Annotated in this window: 18 protein-coding genes and 1 pseudogene; 5 read left to right on the forward strand and 14 right to left on the reverse strand. The window is 66.6% G+C overall.

Going from position 1 to position 16,346, the window contains the following annotated elements; genetic code table 11:
* Positions 1–121 precede the first annotated feature (121 nt).
* A complete protein-coding gene (locus ASC87_RS04535; protein ID WP_056657363.1) occupies positions 122–3,034 on the reverse strand; it encodes a di-heme oxidoredictase family protein in 2,913 nt (970 codons plus the stop codon).
* 483 nt (positions 3,035–3,517) lie between these two features.
* On the opposite strand from ASC87_RS04535, the gene ASC87_RS04540 reads away from it, so the two are divergent.
* Both ASC87_RS04540 and ASC87_RS04545 read left to right on the forward strand, forming a co-directional pair.
* Positions 3,518–4,474 carry an AraC family transcriptional regulator gene (locus tag ASC87_RS04540; protein ID WP_056657365.1) on the forward strand — a complete coding sequence of 319 codons (957 nt, stop codon included), beginning with the start codon at positions 3,518–3,520 and terminating at the stop codon, positions 4,472–4,474.
* A 50-nt stretch (positions 4,475–4,524) separates the two neighbouring features.
* Positions 4,525–5,253: an SDR family oxidoreductase gene (locus ASC87_RS04545; RefSeq protein ID WP_056657368.1), complete on the forward strand. Its 729-nt coding sequence runs from the start codon at positions 4,525–4,527 to the stop codon at positions 5,251–5,253.
* A 68-nt stretch (positions 5,254–5,321) separates the two neighbouring features.
* Here the strand turns inward: ASC87_RS04545 and ASC87_RS04550 are convergent, their stop codons facing one another.
* The 9 genes from ASC87_RS04550 to ASC87_RS04590 form a co-directional block, all read right to left on the reverse strand.
* Entirely contained in the window at positions 5,322–5,633 is a 312-nt protein-coding gene (locus ASC87_RS04550; RefSeq protein ID WP_157603843.1) for a hypothetical protein, read from the reverse strand.
* Positions 5,634–5,730: 97 nt separating this feature from the next.
* Complete coding sequence (locus ASC87_RS04555) at positions 5,731–6,096, reverse strand: hypothetical protein (RefSeq protein ID WP_056657374.1); 366 nt, start codon at positions 6,094–6,096, stop codon at positions 5,731–5,733.
* A 9-nt stretch (positions 6,097–6,105) separates the two neighbouring features.
* Positions 6,106–6,528, reverse strand: a complete 423-nt coding sequence (gene arsC, locus ASC87_RS04560) for an arsenate reductase (glutaredoxin) (RefSeq protein WP_056657377.1) — start codon at positions 6,526–6,528, stop codon at positions 6,106–6,108.
* A 1-nt stretch (position 6,529) separates the two neighbouring features.
* Positions 6,530–7,615 carry an ACR3 family arsenite efflux transporter gene (arsB, locus tag ASC87_RS04565; RefSeq protein WP_056657475.1) on the reverse strand — a complete coding sequence of 362 codons (1,086 nt, stop codon included), beginning with the start codon at positions 7,613–7,615 and terminating at the stop codon, positions 6,530–6,532.
* Positions 7,616–7,655: 40 nt separating this feature from the next.
* Positions 7,656–8,138: an ArsI/CadI family heavy metal resistance metalloenzyme gene (locus ASC87_RS04570; protein ID WP_056657380.1), complete on the reverse strand. Its 483-nt coding sequence runs from the start codon at positions 8,136–8,138 to the stop codon at positions 7,656–7,658.
* 20 nt (positions 8,139–8,158) lie between these two features.
* A complete protein-coding gene (locus ASC87_RS04575; RefSeq protein ID WP_056657383.1) occupies positions 8,159–8,485 on the reverse strand; it encodes a helix-turn-helix transcriptional regulator in 327 nt (108 codons plus the stop codon).
* A gap of 102 nt (positions 8,486–8,587) precedes the next feature.
* On the reverse strand, positions 8,588–8,779 hold the full coding sequence (locus tag ASC87_RS04580; protein ID WP_056657386.1) for a 4-oxalocrotonate tautomerase: 192 nt from the start codon (positions 8,777–8,779) through the stop codon (positions 8,588–8,590).
* A gap of 33 nt (positions 8,780–8,812) precedes the next feature.
* On the reverse strand, positions 8,813–9,568 hold the full coding sequence (locus ASC87_RS04585; protein ID WP_056657390.1) for a class II aldolase/adducin family protein: 756 nt from the start codon (positions 9,566–9,568) through the stop codon (positions 8,813–8,815).
* A gap of 333 nt (positions 9,569–9,901) precedes the next feature.
* Positions 9,902–10,360: a cache domain-containing protein gene (locus ASC87_RS04590; RefSeq protein ID WP_056657394.1), complete on the reverse strand. Its 459-nt coding sequence runs from the start codon at positions 10,358–10,360 to the stop codon at positions 9,902–9,904.
* Between the two features lie 192 nt (positions 10,361–10,552).
* On the opposite strand from ASC87_RS04590, the pseudogene ASC87_RS33020 reads away from it, so the two are divergent.
* Together ASC87_RS33020 and ASC87_RS04600 are read left to right on the forward strand one after the other, a co-directional pair.
* Positions 10,553–10,696, forward strand: a pseudogene (locus tag ASC87_RS33020) (ISL3 family transposase); the annotation flags it as partial.
* 188 nt (positions 10,697–10,884) lie between these two features.
* Positions 10,885–11,595, forward strand: a complete 711-nt coding sequence (locus ASC87_RS04600; RefSeq protein WP_056657400.1) for a YebC/PmpR family DNA-binding transcriptional regulator — start codon at positions 10,885–10,887, stop codon at positions 11,593–11,595.
* A gap of 276 nt (positions 11,596–11,871) precedes the next feature.
* On the opposite strand, the gene ASC87_RS04605 is transcribed toward ASC87_RS04600, so the two are convergent.
* Positions 11,872–12,813: a LysR family transcriptional regulator gene (locus ASC87_RS04605; protein WP_056657403.1), complete on the reverse strand. Its 942-nt coding sequence runs from the start codon at positions 12,811–12,813 to the stop codon at positions 11,872–11,874.
* A 277-nt stretch (positions 12,814–13,090) separates the two neighbouring features.
* Between ASC87_RS04605 and ASC87_RS04610 the strand changes: the two genes are divergently transcribed.
* The gene (locus ASC87_RS04610; RefSeq protein WP_056657406.1) at positions 13,091–13,579 is read left to right on the forward strand and encodes a hypothetical protein; all 489 of its coding nucleotides are present in this window, start codon (positions 13,091–13,093) and stop codon (positions 13,577–13,579) included.
* A gap of 28 nt (positions 13,580–13,607) precedes the next feature.
* Here ASC87_RS04610 and ASC87_RS04615 read toward each other — a convergent pair whose 3' ends face one another.
* Genes ASC87_RS04615 through ASC87_RS04625 form a run of 3 tightly spaced genes read right to left on the reverse strand, consistent with a single transcriptional unit; the run spans position 13,608 to position 16,273 of the window.
* A complete protein-coding gene (locus ASC87_RS04615) occupies positions 13,608–14,303 on the reverse strand; it encodes an aldolase (RefSeq protein WP_056657409.1) in 696 nt (231 codons plus the stop codon).
* Complete coding sequence (gene otnK, locus ASC87_RS04620; RefSeq protein WP_056657412.1) at positions 14,300–15,568, reverse strand: 3-oxo-tetronate kinase; 1,269 nt, start codon at positions 15,566–15,568, stop codon at positions 14,300–14,302. Before otnK ends, ASC87_RS04615 begins: the two co-directional genes overlap by 4 nt.
* Positions 15,569–15,604: 36 nt before the next feature.
* Positions 15,605–16,273, reverse strand: a complete 669-nt coding sequence (locus ASC87_RS04625; protein ID WP_235582047.1) for an aspartate/glutamate racemase family protein — start codon at positions 16,271–16,273, stop codon at positions 15,605–15,607.
* Between the last annotated feature and the right edge of the window lie 73 nt (positions 16,274–16,346).

Raw genomic sequence — 16,346 nt, forward strand, 5'->3', positions numbered from 1 at the left:
CGATCTGCCAAGGGGTCGAGCGGGTGTGCAGGGATTGTGGCGAGGTGGTGTTGGGCCTACCCCGCCACAGGCGAACGCTTTGCCTCAACTGCGAAGTCGCGTGTTTCGCCGCAAGCGTCACTCACAACGAACGCAGGAAGGCCAGCAGTGCGTCGCGGTCGGCCTTGGTCAGCGCCTCGAATCGCTTGCGGCTTGCCGCGCCTTCGCCGTCGTGCCACAGGATGGCCTCGGTGAGCGTGCGGGCGCGGCTGTCGTGCAGGTAGCCCACCGGAACGCTCTTGCTGGCCGCCACCAGCTCGGTGTAGCCGATGCCCCACAGCGCGGGGGTGCGCCACATGCTGCCGGCGGCCTGGCCTTCGGTGAGGCTGTCGGCCAGGCCGGTGCCCATGTCGTGCAGCAGCAGGTCGGTGTACGGCTTGATCGTCTGGTTGCGCGTTTCCGCCATCTCCGAGCCCTCGCCGGTCTGCAGGGTGGCGACGTGGCAGGCGGTGCAGCGCATGGTGTCGAACACCTTCGCGCCGGCCGAGACCTGCGCCGGGTCGACGTCCAGGTACGACAGCGGTGACACACCCTTCGGGAAACCGCTCACCATGCTGCGCTGCGCCGGCACCGCCAGCAGGCGGACGTAGCGCGTGATCAAGGTCAGGTTCTCTTCGGTCAGGCCCTTCTCGACCTTGGCCGTGGTGCATTTGGCCGGACCGGCCAGGCAGTCGCGGTTCGGGTAGACGGGCGACGTCACCGACATGTCGAGCAGCGCCGCGGCAGCGGCCTGGTGCCGCAGGCTGACCTTGGACGCCTTCCAGCCGTAGCGGCCCAGGCGCACGGCACCGGTCTCCGGGTCGTAGGCGTAGTTCGCCTGGCCCTTCACGCCGTCTGCATCGGGCGTGGTGCGCACGCGCGACAGGATCTCGGCATCGGACACCGCTTCGAGCAGCCCCATGCCGATCATCGGTTGGGCACTGCGCAGCGAAAACGCGGCGGGTGTCGGGCCGTCGAACGCGACCGCCGGTTTGCGAAGCTCCACCGGCGTGCCATCCGCGAGCTTGACGGTCGTCACGTCGAAGCTCGCCACCCGCACGCCCATCCCCCAGTCCTGCGCCTTGCCGGTGGCCGGCGACCTGGCGTTCATCTGCACGGCCAGGCCGTACGTCGGATGGGGCACCTGCTTGCCACCGGCGTCGATCGCCGCGGTGCGCACGGCCATCGTGTCCAGCCGCTGGTTGACCACCGCCGGGGCCACGCCGCGGCCGTTGTTGATGTGGCAGCCGAAGCACGAGGACTGGTTGAATCTCGGCCCCTGCAGCCCGATGGCCGCCTCGTTCCGGTCGTTGTTCGCTTCGGTGTGATCGCCCGTCCACAGGTTGGTGTGGATCCAGCGGCGGCCTTCCACGAAGCGCTGCATGTTCTGCATGCCGATGTTGTTGTGCGGCTGCTGGAAGATGTACTGCGCGTTGTCGGCGTAGTCGTACGACACGGAGCCCACGCCACCCGACAGGGTCTCGGCCGGCAAGGGCGCGTTCATCAACCGCGGCTGCACGCCGTACCAGGGCCGCAGGCCCGTGCCCACCACGTAGGTCAGCTCGTTGGTGTAGTAGCGCACGGCACCCGGGTCACCGACGGCATCCATGGCCGCGCGCGACGAGAAGAACGAGCCCGTGAACTCGAGGGGATCGCCCACCTTGAGCGCGCGCGAGTCGATACGCACGCCGTTGGGGACGAGCACGCCGTTGGCGTCGGCCACGAGGCCGGCGTGCGCGGGGTAGTCGTCGAACACCACGCTGCAGCCGTCGTTGGCGCCGATGACGTTGTTGTAGCCGCTGGTGGGCCGGCGCAGCGCGCCTTCCGGCGGTTTCGGCACCACGGGGCACACGGCGTCGTTGACTGAATACGTCGAGTCGTCCAGCAGGTCGCCGGGGCTCATCCAGCCGAAGCCCGTGACACCCGTGGTGTCGAAGCGGCGGACGAACGAGTGGCCACCGCCCCGCTGGGCCTGCTGGTAATACTGGTTGACGATCAGCTTCGGCTTGGTGACACCGGCGACCTTGCTGTTGTCGATGAACTCGACGCCCCAGGTGCGGTTCTTGAAGTAGTTGGCGACGAAGTTCAGGTGCGCACCCGGGCCCTTGTCGACAGGCTTGCCGGCGGCATCCACGGTGTCGTTGACGCCGTAGCCGATCTCGTTCCACTCCTCGCCGCGCTCGCGCGCGTGGCGCGACCGGCCCACCATGCCGAAGCGGGTGACCAGCGTGCCGTCAGGCAGCGAGAACTGCACCATCTCGAGCGGCGCCTGCACGGCAGGTGCGGCCGCCAGCGGCGCGCCGGCGGGTGGGAACTTTTCTGCCGAGGTGGCCAGCAACGGCAGCGAGTTGTCGCTGCCGGGAGACTTGAACTCCACCTCGAACAACGAGTAGCCGTACTGCGTGCCGCGAACGATGCCGCGCAGGCGGATGTGGCGAACGTTGGCGTTGAGGTTGAAGAACTCCTCCGTGCCGCCCTTGGCGCCGGTCACGTAACGCAGCTGGTACCAGGTGGTGCCGTCGTCGGACGCCTCGATCGCATACTCCTTGGCGTACGCGTTCTCCCAGGTGAGCTTCACGTAGCCGAGGGGTGTCTTGGCACCGAAGTCGAACTGGATCCACTCGTCATTCTGATGCGCGCTTTCCCAGCGGGTCGTCGCGATGCCATCGATGGCCTTGGCGGCGTTGCTGCCCTGGTTCGCCGACGAGGACGATGTTGCGGCGAGCGGCTTGACCGCGACGCCGGGGTTGCTCAGGTCGACGCCGGCGGGCAGCTGTTGCTGCGGCGGGAGCGACGGCGTGGCCACCGGCGTGTCGCCGACCGGCAGCGCCGGTGAGGGTGCGGGTGCGGGGACTTCCAGCACCGGCTCGCCAGCGTTGGGCGCCGGGGCGGCGCTGTTGTCCTCGGGTGCCTTGCCGGCGCCGCCGCAGGCGCTCAGGGCGGCGGCGAAGAACAGCGCCGTCAATGCCAACGCGGCGCGTGACCGTGGCTGTTTCACGGTGACGTGGTACTTCATGGTCGAGACCTCTTGTGATCGTTCTTGGTTGGGTGCCGACACGACGCTTGCCGAGATCTCCCGCACATCTCGGCGTCATGCCCGCCTGCAGCACCAAGTGCAGAAATGATGCCAACGCCGCGCGGGCGACCTGAGATCCGCTGCTGCAGGTGACGCAGCGCCATGCAGGGGCCTCGCAGGCGGTGTCCCGCGCTCGGAACCTCTCGTTACAAGGATGACGCGGTCAGTTGGCTTGCCGACAATCCTGGGCTGCAGGACAGCGGATCCGACCAAATTGGAACCGTTACCAAAGAGGGAAAAAAAGCGTGACACCGATGCGTGAGAAGGCTCGGCGTGATCGCTTCGCGGCCTCATCGGACAGCACGCGCAGGAAAGTATCAGAACCCACCGATTCCGTACCGGTCCGTTTCGCCGCTCAGCCTATCGTTGCGTGCTTCCGGTATCGCCCGCAAGGCCGATGCGGCACGTTGAGGAGTTTGGGTGATGGGACACAGCCGGCGCAAGCTGACCCCCGAGTTCGAGCATGACCTGATCCGCGACCCGCGGCTGGGCTACGAGCCGCCGGGCGGCTCGGCGTTCATCCATTGCGTCGAGCATGGCAGCCCGACGCCGTTGGAGCGGTGGCATTGCCACGACGAGTATGAACTGCAGCTGATCGTCGGCGCGCGGGGGCGTGCGTTCGTCGGCGACTACGCCGGGCACTTCGAGCCCGGGCACCTGGTGCTCACCGGCCCGCGGTTGCCCCACAACTGGGTATCGACCGATCTGCCGCCCAGCGGCCTGATCGTGCGCAGCCTGGTGATCCAGTTTCGCGAGGAGCCGCTTCGGGCTGGAATGCAGGTCATCAAGGAGCTGGAAGAGACAAGGCCGCTGCTGGAGCGGGCACGCCACGGCATCGAATTCTTCGGGCTCAGCGACGACGTTCAGGAACGGTTCCATCGCATCAGGCAAAGCCACGGGCTGGCGCGCTTCGCCGAGTTCGCGGCGTTGCTGTGCCGGCTGGCACGGTGCCAGGAGTACCGCCTGCTGTCGTCCGACCCTGCGGCCGGCCTCGTGCCCGCGGGGGTGAGCCCGGGTGCGGGGGCGACGATCAGCAAGATCGTCCAGTACGTGCATGCGCACTACACCGAACCGCTGTCCTTGGCCGAGGTGGCCGCGCGCTGGAACATGAGCGAGAGCAGCTTCTCGCGCTACTTCAGCAAGGCCTCGGGCAGCACGTTCACCGCCTTCGTCAACGGGGTGCGGGTGCAGCATGCGTGCGAACTGTTGATGCACAGCGACGACCAGGTCTCACGCATCTGCTACGCCGTGGGCTTCAACAACGTCGCCAACTTCAACCGGCGCTTCCGCGAGGTGAAGGGCGCCACCCCGAGTGAATTCCGGCGCCAGAGCCTGGCCCGCCTGGGCGCGCTGGCCGTGCCAAGTCCCGCGAGGTCGTAGCGATCCACGCACGACCGTCCATCCAAACGGTTCCCCAAGGAGAAAAGATCGTGGCAAGTGATTTGACAGGCAAGGTGGCCGTGGTCACCGGTGCGGCATCGGGCATTGGCCTGGCCAGCACGGAGGCCATGCTCGCCGCCGGCGCGCGCGTGGTGCTGGTGGACCGTGACGAGGCGGCGATGGCCGCGCTCGTCAGCAAGCACGGCTACGCCGTGGTGCCCTTGCGCATGGACCTGCTCGACCCGAAAGACTGCGCGACCCTGGTGCCGCGGGCGCTCAAGCTGGCGGGCCAGATCGACATCCTGCACGCCAACGCGGGCACCTATGTGGGCGGCGAGCTGGTCGACAACGACACCCAGGCCATCGACCGCATGTTGAACCTGAACGTCAACGTCGTGATGAAGAACGTGCACGACGTGCTGCCGCACATGATCGCGCGCGGCACGGGCGACATCATCGTCACGAGCTCCCTGGCCGCCCACTTCCCCACCCCGTGGGAGCCGGTCTATGCGTCATCCAAATGGGCCGTCAACTGCTTCGTGCAGACCGTGCGCCGCCAGGTCTTCAAGCACGGCATCCGCGTGGGCGCCATCTCGCCCGGCCCGGTCATCAGCGCGCTGCTGGCCGACTGGCCGCCGGAGAAGTTGAAGGAGGCCCGGGAGGCGGGCAGCCTGCTGGAAGCCAGTGAGGTGGCGGAGGTCGTCATCTTCATGCTGACGCGGCCGCGCGGCATGACGATCCGGGATGTGGTGATGATGCCGACGCAGTTTGATTTGTAGCGTCTCTGGCGTTTGCCTTGAGCGGACTGCCCTCGGCGGATCCGCTTGAAGGAAGGGGCAGGCCGCATTCAGCAAGTGAGAAAGAACCCATTGAGCGCAATGAGCAGGCCCATGAACCACGTGAAAACCATTCCCGCGATGCCAGTGAGCAGGATGACAAGCTGAAAGGCCCAAGTCCGGTTGCGCGAGCGAAGGAACGTGTAGCGCATCAGTGCTGCACCCGCGACGAACCCTGCGGCTATCACGACCCAGCCGGCGCCTACGACAATGGCACTTTTTTCACCGAACTCTGGCGGGCACCGCGCAGTGGCGAGTGCGGGTGTCGTGAAGATGGCGACGACGATGCCAGCCACCAGCGAGCGTGAAAGACGAGGAACCATGGGTCTCAGGCGGCCTGACATTTGACATGAGCGGCGGCACGACGCCGAGGGCTTCGGGACGTCCGCTCGATGGATGGAATTGAGGCGGCCCAGTTGCTCATGCGCTCGTTGACCAGTGATATCTGATGAAGATCCCTGGCGCGCAGATGGCCAAGTGCGTCTGGTCCCAGGACTCCGTTGCCAGTTGGTACGTGAGCCAGTCTGCGTGCAGCGGGATGTCGATGTTGGCAAACCGCTTGACGTACTCGCTTATCTGGCGCCGGTCATGAACGAGATGAAAGGGCTTTGGCTCAGCCAGCGTGGTGGCAGCCAGAACACCAACCGTCGCTCGGACAAAGGAGGTCACGTCTGGGTAAGGGGACTTTGACTGGCGAGACACGTCGATCTCGACAGCCTCCTCGCTACCAGGATCGTCGAACTCGAACTGATCAATGCGGACGGAAAGCATGGTGATTGCGAGCAAGGCGCCAGATCAGCCCAGCCTCGCCCCCGTGTCTTCCACGATGTCGCCGTCTTCCTTGGTGAACGGTGAAAGCTTGCCAACGGGCAGCAGTTCGAGAACCTCCTCCGACGGACGGCACAGCCTGGTGCCGAGCGGCGTGGCCACCAGTGGGCGGTTCATCAGGATGGGGTGCTGCCCGATGAAGTCGAGCAGCTCGTCGTCCGTCCACTTGGCGTTGGCCAGGTCCAGCTCGGCGTATGGCGTGCCTTTCTCGCGCAGCAGCTGGCGCACGGTCATGCCGGCATCCGCCAGGAGCGCTCTCAGCTGCGTCTTCGTGGGCGGCGTTTTCAGGTACTCCACCACCGTGGGCTCGAAGCCCGCATGCCGGATGATCCCCAGCACGTTGCGCGAGGTGCCGCAGGCCGGGTTGTGGAAAATGGTGAGGTCGGTCATGTCAGGATCCTTTGAGTCCACGTTCGTACCAGCCTTGCGACCGGTTCACCGCCGCAACCACCGCCAGCATGATGGGAACTTCGATGAGCACGCCTACCACGGTGGCCAGCGCGGCACCGGATTGAAAACCGAACAGGCTGATGGCCGCGGCCACCGCCAGTTCGAAGAAGTTGCTGGCGCCGATCAGTGCCGACGGGCCGGCAACGCAATGCTGCACCCCCAGCTTGCGGTTCAACCAGTAGGCAAGCCCGGCATTGAGCACCACCTGGATCAGGATGGGCACCGCCAGCAGCGCGATGACCAGCGGTTGCGCGATGATCGCCTCGCCCTGGAAGGCAAAGAGGAGGACGAGCGTTGCCAGCAACGCCATGATGGAGAACGGCCCCAGCCTGGCGGCCACCGCCTGGAAGTGGGCGGCGCCTTGTTTCAGGAGGCGCTTTCTCCACGCCTGGGCCATGATGACGGGCACGATGATGTACAGGCCCACCGACGTGAGCAGCGTGTCCCACGGGACGGTGATCGAGGACAAGCCGAGCAGCAGGGCCACGAGGGGCGCGAAGGCGACCACCATGATGGTGTCGTTCAACGCAACCTGCGACAGGGTGAAGTACGGATCGCCCCGGCACAGCTGGCTCCACACGAACACCATCGCCGTGCAAGGCGCGGCGGCGAGCAGGATGAGTCCCGCGATGTAGCTGTGGAGCTGCTCCGGTGGCAGCCACGGGGCGAAGAGGTGCCGAACGAAGATCCAGCCGAGCAGCGCCATCGAGAACGGCTTGACCGCCCAGTTGATGAAGAGCGTGACCCCGATCCCGCGCACCTGTGATCTGACCTGGCCCAGGGCTGCGAAGTCGATCTTCAGCAGCATCGGAATGATCATCACCCAGATGAGCGCGCCAACAGGCATGTTCACCTTGGCCACCTCGAGCGCACCAACGGCCTGGAAGAAGCCCGGTGCGAGTTGGCCGAGCAGTATCCCTGCCACGATGCACAGGCCGACCCAAACGGTCAGGTAGCGCTCGAAGAGGCTGATGGCCGGCTTCGAAGAGATGTGGCCGACGCCAGGCGCCAGTTGAGATGCGGTCATGTTCAGTGGCTCGCCGGTTTCGGGCATCGGCTCGGACGCCTCAGCAGCATGGGCTGGTTCTCGCCCCGCTCACCGGAATGGCAACCGGCCTGCCGCGCGGGGTGGCAGGTGCGCAGCAGGCCGAAGGTTCAGCGGCCTCGACGTGCGTTTCACTGAACACGGGAATGGTGCCCAGCGTGTGGAACTGCTCCCAGGGGACGCCTTGCGGGTCTGTCACCCAGTACTTCTCGCTCCGGGCGTAGCAGCAAGTGGTCTCTCCCTCACCGTGCAAAGCCACATCGGCTGACTGCGCCTGCGCCTTCATCTCCGCGAGTTCCTCTTCCGTATCGGTCTGGATGCCGAGATGGTCGATGCCGAGCTTCGCGCCCCGGGTGGAGATGGCGAAGTTGATGCGCGGGTCTTCGAGCATCCACTTGGCATAGTCCGCCTCCACGCGTGTGGGAGGAGATCCGAACAACCTGGAATAGAAAGTGATGTTCGCCTGGAGATCTTCGACGTGGGTGTGAACGTGGAAACGCTTCATGGTGGGCTCCGGATGGGAAGTCAGCAGGCGCAGGCCTGCCGACCGGGTTCGACGGTGCATGCTGCGCCGGCGCAGCAGTTCTCGGTGAGGTACCCGAGCAGGCCATTCATCTGGTCAAACGATGCCCGGTAGACAAGGTTCCGGCTGGCCCGCTCCTGCTTGACCAGGCCAGCACTTGCCAGCTCCTTGAGGTGGAACGACAGGGTGGTTGCCGGGACGCCCAGTCCCTCCTGCATGACGCCGGGCGTCAAACCCTGTGGACCTGACACGACCAAGGCGCGAAACACGCGGAGACGCACCGGATGGGCCAGTGCCGAGAGCGCGCGAACAACGATGTCTTCTTCCATTTCATTACTATACCAGCATTATCGAAGTATGAAACATTAATCTGGATCTCGAAAAGGCGGCGTCGGCATTGCACCCAAGTCAAGCGTCCGCGGCCTCGGGGCTCACCCGCCCTTGTCACTCCACATCACCCCGCCCGTCGCCCAGTCCTGCCGCGCCACGTCGAAGAACACGATGTCGACGCCGTCGGGGCTACCGCCCAGCACGCGCACGCAGGCGGCGGTCAGTTCCTTCGCCAGCTCGGCTTTTTGTTGCGGGGTCCGGCCTTCGAAGAGTTCGACGCGGAGGGTAGGCATGGCAGTTCTCCTTCAATGTTCAGTGTTCAATGGTCAGTCACGGAATCCCGGCGACAGCCGATCCACGCGTCTCAGCAAGGCGGGCCATTCGGCATCGCCGTCCCATTCCGTGCCGTCGCCGATCCATTGGCGGCAGGTGAGTTCGGCAAGCTCGGCGCTTGCCGCAATGACGTGGCCCCCACCGGCGGACATGGCGCGCAGCTGGGCTTGCGCGGCACGTTCGAGGATGTGCATCAGCATGTGCGCTTCAGCCACCGAGCGCCCGACCGTCAGCGTGCCATGGTTCTCGAGGATCAGCCCGTCAAGCGTGCCCAGGCGGGCGACCAGGCGCTGCTGTTCGTCGGGTCCCAGCGCGAGCCCTTCGTAGGCGTGGCGGCCGAGACGGCCATGCAGCCGCATCGCCCACTGCGTGGTTGGTTGCAAGCCGCCCGGCAGCATCGCGAGCGCGGCACCCCACGGCGCGTGCAGGTGGATCACGCATTCGACGTCGGGCCGGCCGGCGTGGATGGCGCCGTGGATCGCGAAGCCGCTCGGATTGACGCGACGGCCCGTGCCGTCCACCACGCGGCCGTGCAGGTCGACCTTGACGAGGCCGGAGGCGCACACCTCGTCGAAGCCGAGGCCGAATTCGTTGATGAGGTAGACGCCTGTCTCGCCCGGCACGGCGGCCGACAGGTGGGTGTAGATCGTGTCGTCCCATCCCGCGAGTGCCGCGAGGCGATAGGCGGCGGCGAGATCGATGCGCACGTCGGCTTCGGTGCGCGCGCGGGGGCTCGGTGGGGGTGTCATGGCGGAGGCGGCGTTCGGGAAGCCATTGATTGTGCAACGCCTCCGCGCACCGCCTGCCCCGGCTTGGCGACCGGGGCAGGGGAGGTCACCGCTCCATCAGGTGCACGTCCTTCGGGTAAGTGATGACGTAGTCCGCCGCCACCCGCGCGGTGCGGCCGGGGCCCACGTCCAGCCTCCACATCGCCACGACATCCCGTCAAAAGCGAAACGTCGCACCAGACGACAACTTTCTCTTCGGCAAGCGCAACGAAATACGGGCACTGAGCGCGCAAAAGACTTCGATGGAAGGCAGGAGGCGTAGACCTCGCTCACCACCTGCGCCGTGGCAACGGCTTACTTCACATATGCGCCCGCGATGATGATCAGCGCGCCCTGCTTTTTGACATACGAGGTCTTCGCCTGGACCTCACCGTTGGTGGGGTTCTTGTACTTGTAGTTCACCCAGCCGGAGCCTTGCTTGTCGGCGACATCGACGATCTCCTTGCGGAACAGCTTTCCGTCCGCGTCGGGCTCCGCAACCTGGTTCTTGCCCACGAGGGCGGGCGTGACCGGGTGTGCGAGCACGGTACCTGTCTTGTCGAAGACTACGACGTACAGGTCGCCCTGGTTGAAGGGGCCGTCCTTCTTGTTGACTTCCGCGACAAGCTTGTCTTCCCCATTCTTCGTGGCGAAGGCAGCAGCCTTCTGGACAATGCCTTCGGCATCCGCCTTGGTGGCTTGAGCAGCCGACGCGGAGAAGGGAAGAAGACCACATGCCGTGGCAAACAGGGCAACACGAAGGTACTTGATCATCTGGATTTTCCTTGGTTGTACAACTCAGGTAGGGACTGACTTGGCCTCGATGAACGAGGTCGGTACTGCTGCCAGCACTCTCCCAGATTCCTCGCGGCGGTGTCAAATCCGAGAGGCAACACCCTTGCTCATGTCATGTGCGCAAGAACAACGAACAAGCAAGGGGATGGACATCACATGCTCGAGCGTGCAGCACGCACAGGCTCCGGCTTCACGGCACTGTCCGCGGCGTTGACGTTGGCGTTGTCGCTGAGCCGGGAACTGCCAGTGCGGCAGGCCGCCGCGCTGCTGCGCTGCAATGACAAGCCACGTTGGCGACGCATCGAGTTCTACGTTGTGCAAGCGCATACACCAAGGGCGTAGGCCTCGCGCTGCCGCAAGCGGCCATCGGCTACAACCGCTTCCACGGTGACACGGACGGCAGCGGCGAACGGGGTGAACGTTCGGCGAAAAGAGTCGGCGCCCCTCATCCTCTAAACTTCGCAGGGGGCCTCAGGCCCTGAAACTCAACGAAGGCGAGAGACATGGGCGCGCAGTGGAAGGCAAAACACAAGGACCTGGCGGCCAACGCCCGGGGCCGCTTGTTCGGGAAGTTGTCCAAGGACATCATGATCGCGGCCCGCAACGGGCCCGACCCGGCGGCCAATGCGCGCCTGCGGCTGGTGGTCGAGCAGGCTCGCAAGGTCTCGATGCCGAAGGAAACGCTGGAGCGTGCCATCAAGAAGGGGGCGGGCCTCACGGGTGAGGCGGTCCACTTCGAGCACGCGCTCTACGAAGGGTTTGCCCCGCACCGCGTGCCGGTGATGGTCGAGTGCCTGACCGACAACGTGAACCGCGCGGCGTCCGAGATGCGGGTGCTGTTCCGCAAGGGCCAGCTGGGCACCTCCGGTTCGGTGGCCTGGGACTTCGACCACGTGGGCATGATCGAGGCTGAGCCTGCCGCGGCGGGGGCCGACGCGGACATGGCCGCCATCGAGGCGGGCGCCCAGGACGTCGAGCCTGGCGAGGAAGGTGCCACGCTGTTCCTGACCGACCCGGCCGACCTCGACCTGGTGAGCCGCGCGCTGCCCGCGCAAGGGTTCACCGTGCTGTCGGCCAAGCTGGGGTACAAGCCCAAGAACCCGGTGGATCCTGCCAGCCTGACGGCCGAGCAGCTGGAGGAGGTGGAAGCCTTCCTCGCCGCGCTGGACGCCAACGAAGACGTGCAGAACGTGTTCGCGGGGTTGGGGGCGTAGCGGCTGGAAATACGCCGTTGCCCTGGCGAAGGTCCACTGCTGTCCGGGGAAAATCTGTTGCGCCGACCGGTTGAACGCCCCGGGACTGCATCGAGAGAAGCGCTGACGCAACGGCGCCACGAGTCATCCCTCTTTGGTCATCCCGGCGCAGGCCGGGATCTCCAGCGGTGGACGGGAACGCTGCTGTTGACCGAGAAGGTGGAGATCCCGGCCTGCGCCGGGACGACAGGGCCACGTGGGGAAACGCATTGATGTCCGCGAACGCGCTCGCCGCGTTCAATGCCCCGCCGCCGTGCCCGCCAGCCAGGGGTCCCGGTCCTCGCCGCCAAAGGCCTGAATGAGAAACTCGAGGAACGCCCGTGTGCGCGCCGGCAGGTGCTTGCGGGTGGGCGTGGCCGCCCACACCGTGTAGCTGAACAGGCGCCACGCCGGCAGCACCCGTTCGAGCCGGCCGTTGTTCAGCGCGTCTTCGATGACAAACGACGGCAGGCCTGCCACGCCGAGGCCGTGCAGCACCGACGCGAAGTTGGTGTCGATGTGCGACGTCGCCAGCACCGGTTGTTTCGGGACCACCCGCAGCGGTTCGCCCGCAGTCGGGTCGAGTGGCTCGAACACCACGCCCCGCTGCAGCTCCGAGATGGGCGGCAGCAGCGTGTCGTGCAACCGCAGGTCGTGTGGGTGTTCCGGCCGCCCGCGCCGGTCCAGGTAGGCCGGGGACGCGCACAACACCACCTCCGTGCGGGCGAGCCGCCGCGCCACGAAGTTGCCGGCCAGCGCATGCCGCGTGTGCATCAGCGTGACGTCGAACGATTCGTCCACCGCCTCGAGTCCGCCCCGCGTGGCGATCTCCATGGTCACCAGCGGGTACTGCTGGCGGAACCGCGGCAGGTGCTTGGCCAACTGGTGCGACGCGATGGCCGGTGGCGCCAGCACCCGCAGGTGGCCGCGGGTTTCGCGGGCCGCCACGTCCGCCATCGCGCAGGCATCGTCCACGTCGGCCACGATCTGGCGGGCCTGGACGAGGAATTCTTCGCCGATGGGAGTGATGGTCATGCGGCGGGTGGTGCGATGCACCAGCCGCACGCCGAGGTGGTCTTCCAGTTCGGCCACGAGGCGGGTCACGACGGCCGGATCGGTGTCGAGTGACCGCCCGGCCTGTGCGAACGAGCCGTCGTCGGCGACGCGGACGAAGATGCGGAAGGCGCGGAGGAGGTCCATGGGGGCGTGCGGGGTGCGTGGTGCGCGATGCGATGGAGTTTGCACCGTTTCACGGGCGCCCCGGGCGTGATCAACTGCACGATGACACGGCTGGCCCGTTCGAAGGGCAATGCAGAATTCAGACCCGCGCAAGTTGCGCCACCCTGCACCGTCTCTGGAGAATGCATTGATGAGGTCCCTTGTTTGCCCGTTGGTCCTGGCTGCGTGTGCGGCACTGGGTGGATGTGCGGCGCCTGCGCTTTCTGTCAAGTACGCGTATGCACCTGAAACGATCGCGATGCCCAGCGGTTTGACCGTAGTGGATCGCCGCTCACCGGCGGAGTCGGAGTCCGAGATTCTGTCTTACAACGTGGCCAACGAGCAGTACGGGATCACGCGGCTCGGCGACGCCCAGGTTATCCCGAACCGTGTGGCGTATCTCGCGGCGCAGTTGCAGCAAAAGGCAGGTCAACGCTTGACGGGCCGTAGCGTGACCATCGAGCACTTCACCGTCCACCTCAACAAGCAAGCTGCGTATCGAAAATTTGCGGCGGGTGCAGCGGTCGGTGGGGCCGTTGGCTCCGCCATCCAATCCTCCTTGGACCCGAGCCGCCCGTTCATCGATACCGAGCTCGAGCTCGTGGTTGAAGCGCGGCGCGTGTCGTCGCGCCAACGTGTCAACCTGGGCAGTGGACCAGAGCAGGAGCAGGTTGCCGCTGCGATCAAGGTATCGCTCGATGCTGCCGTGGACGATGTGATCCGGCAGTTGGGCGTGCTGCGCAATTGAGAGCTTCTTCGAGGAACAACAGGTCGGGCTACCACATCGCGCCGAAGGCGCTGCGCAGTTCGGCGATCTGCGCCTCGTCAAGTGGTGCCGGCCGCGCCAGCAGCCAAAGCCGCGCGGTCTCCTCGAGTTCCTCCAGCACGGCCATCGCGGCCGCCGGCGTGTCGTGCCAGACGTTCGGACCCAGGCGTGCCAGCATCACGGCACGGAGTTGCCGGCCGTCGGCAGCATGGTGCGCTATGGCCTGCGCCACCGCCTCGGCGGCCTCGTCCGCACCGGGGCGCCGGTAGGGAATGTGCGGGACGCGGCCGACCTTCATCACGAAGTACGGCGTGATCGGCGGCAGCAAGTCCGCTTCTGCATCCAGGGTCCCGTTCGCTTCGAACGCCTTCAACGAGCACGCGACCAGCGAGGTGCTGTGCGTGTGGACCACCGACCCGGCCGGACGGCCACTCGCCGCGGTGGCCGCATAGATGCGCCGGTGCAGCGTGATCGTCTTGCTGGCGCGGTCGCCCGCGACCTGGCGTCCATCGGCGTCCAGCCGCGCCAGCCGGGCCGGGTCCAGGGAACCGAGGCACGCGTCCGTCGGGGTGATCAGGAAGCCGTCGGCCAGGCGCACGCTGATGTTGCCCGCCGTCGCGTGCACGTAGCCCCGATCGAACAAGCTGCGGCCCACGCGGCACATCTCCGAACGCGCGGTGGCTTCGTCGAGCGAGGTGGCGCTCATGCCGCCAGCATCCGCAAGGCCTTGCGGAAGAAGTCGGGGGTGCCGAAGTTGCCCGACTTGAGCGTGACGTGCAGGCCGTCGGGCGCGAGTGGCGATGCTGCGTGACACCACGGCACGCCGGGATCGATCTGCGGACCGATCAGCAGGCGCGAGATCCCCAGGGCCTGCACGCAGGCACCCGATGTCTCACCGCCGGCCACGACGAGCTGGTGCACGCCGTTCGCCACAAGGCCGCAGGCGATGCTGGCGATCGTGCGCTCGACCATCGCGCCGGTCTCCTCGACGCCCACCCGCGCCTGGATGGCCTGGACCGCTTCCGGCCCGGCGGTGGCGTACACCAGCACCGGCCCATCGGCCAGCAGCGGCCGGGCCCAGGCAAGCGCCTCGCCGACGACGTCCTCGCCCGCCGCCATGCGCACCGGATCCAGCGCCAGCGCGGCGCCTCCGGAGGCCATGAACTCGGCCACCTGCGCGTTGGTCGCGGTCGAACAGCTGCCCGAAACGATCGCCTGCCGCCCGCGCGCAGGCGGCAGCGTTGCGGACCGCGGCGATGGCATGAGGCCGAAGTTGGCCGGCAGTGCGAGCGCCACGCCCGAACCCCCCGTGACCAGCGGCAGATCGCGCAGGGCAGGACCCAGGCGGAGCAGGTCGTCGTTGGACACGGCATCGACGATGGCGATGCCTACGCCCTCGGCTTGCAACTCGGAGATGAGCGCGCGAATCGCAGCTTCGCCTGCGGTGACGGTGCGGTGGCCGATCAGGCCAACGCGCTGCCGTGTCTGCGCCTGCAGCACGCGCACGAGGTTGGCGTCGGCCATCGGCGTGAGCGGATGGTCGCGCATGCCGCTTTCGCTGAGCAGCACATCGCCGACGAACAGGTGGCCTTTGAAGACGGTGCGCTGGTTGTCCGGGAACGCCGGCGTGGCGATCGTGAACGGTGTGCCGATGGCAGCCATCAGCGCGTCGGCCACCGGGCCGATGTTGCCGGCGGGCGTGCTGTCGAAGGTGGAGCAGTACTTGAAGTAGATCTGCTGCGCGCCTTGGGACTGCAACCAGCGCAGCGCCTGCAGCGACTGATCCACCGCCTCCTGCGCGGGAACGGTGCGCGATTTGAGCGCCACCACCACCGCATCGGCTTCGGCGGCCAGCGGCCCTGCGGGCACGCCGATGGTCTGCACCACGCGCATGCCGGCGCGCACCAGGTTGTTGGCGAGGTCGGTGGCGCCGGTGAAGTCGTCGGCGATGCAGCCGAGCAGGATGGTCATGGCTTCTCCTTGTTGCGAGCGAAGGGCGGGCAAGCCTCAGGCGGAATCCCGTACCCGGGCAACCACCTCCTGCACCAACAGTTCCGGGCTCGCGAACACCGGCAGCCCCAGTTGATCGGCGAGCGGTTCGCCCAGGTGCGCCAACGAGGCTTGCGCCAGCACGATGCGATCGACGCGTGGCGCCAACGCGGCCGCGGCCTCGCGCACGAGCCGATCGTGCAGGTCACGCCGGCCACTGGCCAGGGCGTCGAATGCCGCCGCGCACAAGACGCTCTCCGCCGGGATCTCCCGGCCGGCGTTCTGTGCGTGCGCAGTCAGCAGTGCCCGGCTCGGTGCGACCGTCGACGAGGTTGTGCAGATCAAGCCGACGCGGCCGGGCGCGCTTGCCACGCGGGCGTAGAGGGGGTCGTCGATCTTGAGGATCGGCACACTCACCGTCTGGCGCGCGGTGTCGATGGCCGGCGAGGTCGACGAGCACGTGAAGACAATCAGCTCGGCACCCGCATCGGCCGCCATTTGTGAGAGGGTGACGATGCGGCGCGTGATGCCGCTTGAAGGGCCTTGCCGGATCAGATCCTGCAGGACACTTTCATCCAGCATGTGAAAGCAGTCTGCGTCTGGCAGTTCCGTCTGGAAGCGCGGACGGAAACGCTCGACCAGCATCGCGACCGTGTGGATGAAGATGATGCGCCGGATCATGGCCATGTGCAGTGTTTCACGCTATGCGGCACTTATGGATCCGCGCCTTTGCCTCCGTGGCCGCGTTGCAAATCCTCGC

This window comes from Rhizobacter sp. Root1221, assembly GCF_001425785.1.
In the GTDB taxonomy this organism is placed as follows: Bacteria; Pseudomonadota; Gammaproteobacteria; order Burkholderiales; family Burkholderiaceae_C; genus Rhizobacter.

Excerpts from the sequence above, each read along its gene's own strand:
- ASC87_RS04535 (WP_056657363.1), bottom strand. The coding sequence starts at position 3,034 with ATGAAGTACCACGTCACCGTGAAACAGCCACGGTCACGCGCCGCGTTG.
- ASC87_RS04540 (WP_056657365.1), top strand. The coding sequence starts at position 3,518 with ATGGGACACAGCCGGCGCAAGCTGACCCCCGAGTTCGAGCATGACCTG.
- ASC87_RS04550 (WP_157603843.1), bottom strand. The coding sequence starts at position 5,633 with ATGGTTCCTCGTCTTTCACGCTCGCTGGTGGCTGGCATCGTCGTCGCC.
- arsC (WP_056657377.1), bottom strand. The coding sequence starts at position 6,528 with ATGACCGACCTCACCATTTTCCACAACCCGGCCTGCGGCACCTCGCGC.
- arsB (WP_056657475.1), bottom strand. The coding sequence starts at position 7,615 with ATGACCGCATCTCAACTGGCGCCTGGCGTCGGCCACATCTCTTCGAAG.
- ASC87_RS04570 (WP_056657380.1), bottom strand. The coding sequence starts at position 8,138 with ATGAAGCGTTTCCACGTTCACACCCACGTCGAAGATCTCCAGGCGAAC.
- ASC87_RS04575 (WP_056657383.1), bottom strand. The coding sequence starts at position 8,485 with ATGGAAGAAGACATCGTTGTTCGCGCGCTCTCGGCACTGGCCCATCCG.
- ASC87_RS04580 (WP_056657386.1), bottom strand. The coding sequence starts at position 8,779 with ATGCCTACCCTCCGCGTCGAACTCTTCGAAGGCCGGACCCCGCAACAA.
- ASC87_RS04585 (WP_056657390.1), bottom strand. The coding sequence starts at position 9,568 with ATGACACCCCCACCGAGCCCCCGCGCGCGCACCGAAGCCGACGTGCGC.
- ASC87_RS04590 (WP_056657394.1), bottom strand. The coding sequence starts at position 10,360 with ATGATCAAGTACCTTCGTGTTGCCCTGTTTGCCACGGCATGTGGTCTT.
- ASC87_RS04600 (WP_056657400.1), top strand. The coding sequence starts at position 10,885 with ATGGGCGCGCAGTGGAAGGCAAAACACAAGGACCTGGCGGCCAACGCC.
- ASC87_RS04605 (WP_056657403.1), bottom strand. The coding sequence starts at position 12,813 with ATGGACCTCCTCCGCGCCTTCCGCATCTTCGTCCGCGTCGCCGACGAC.
- ASC87_RS04610 (WP_056657406.1), top strand. The coding sequence starts at position 13,091 with ATGCCCAGCGGTTTGACCGTAGTGGATCGCCGCTCACCGGCGGAGTCG.
- ASC87_RS04615 (WP_056657409.1), bottom strand. The coding sequence starts at position 14,303 with ATGAGCGCCACCTCGCTCGACGAAGCCACCGCGCGTTCGGAGATGTGC.
- otnK (WP_056657412.1), bottom strand. The coding sequence starts at position 15,568 with ATGACCATCCTGCTCGGCTGCATCGCCGACGACTTCACCGGCGCCACC.
- ASC87_RS04625 (WP_235582047.1), bottom strand. The coding sequence starts at position 16,273 with ATGGCCATGATCCGGCGCATCATCTTCATCCACACGGTCGCGATGCTG.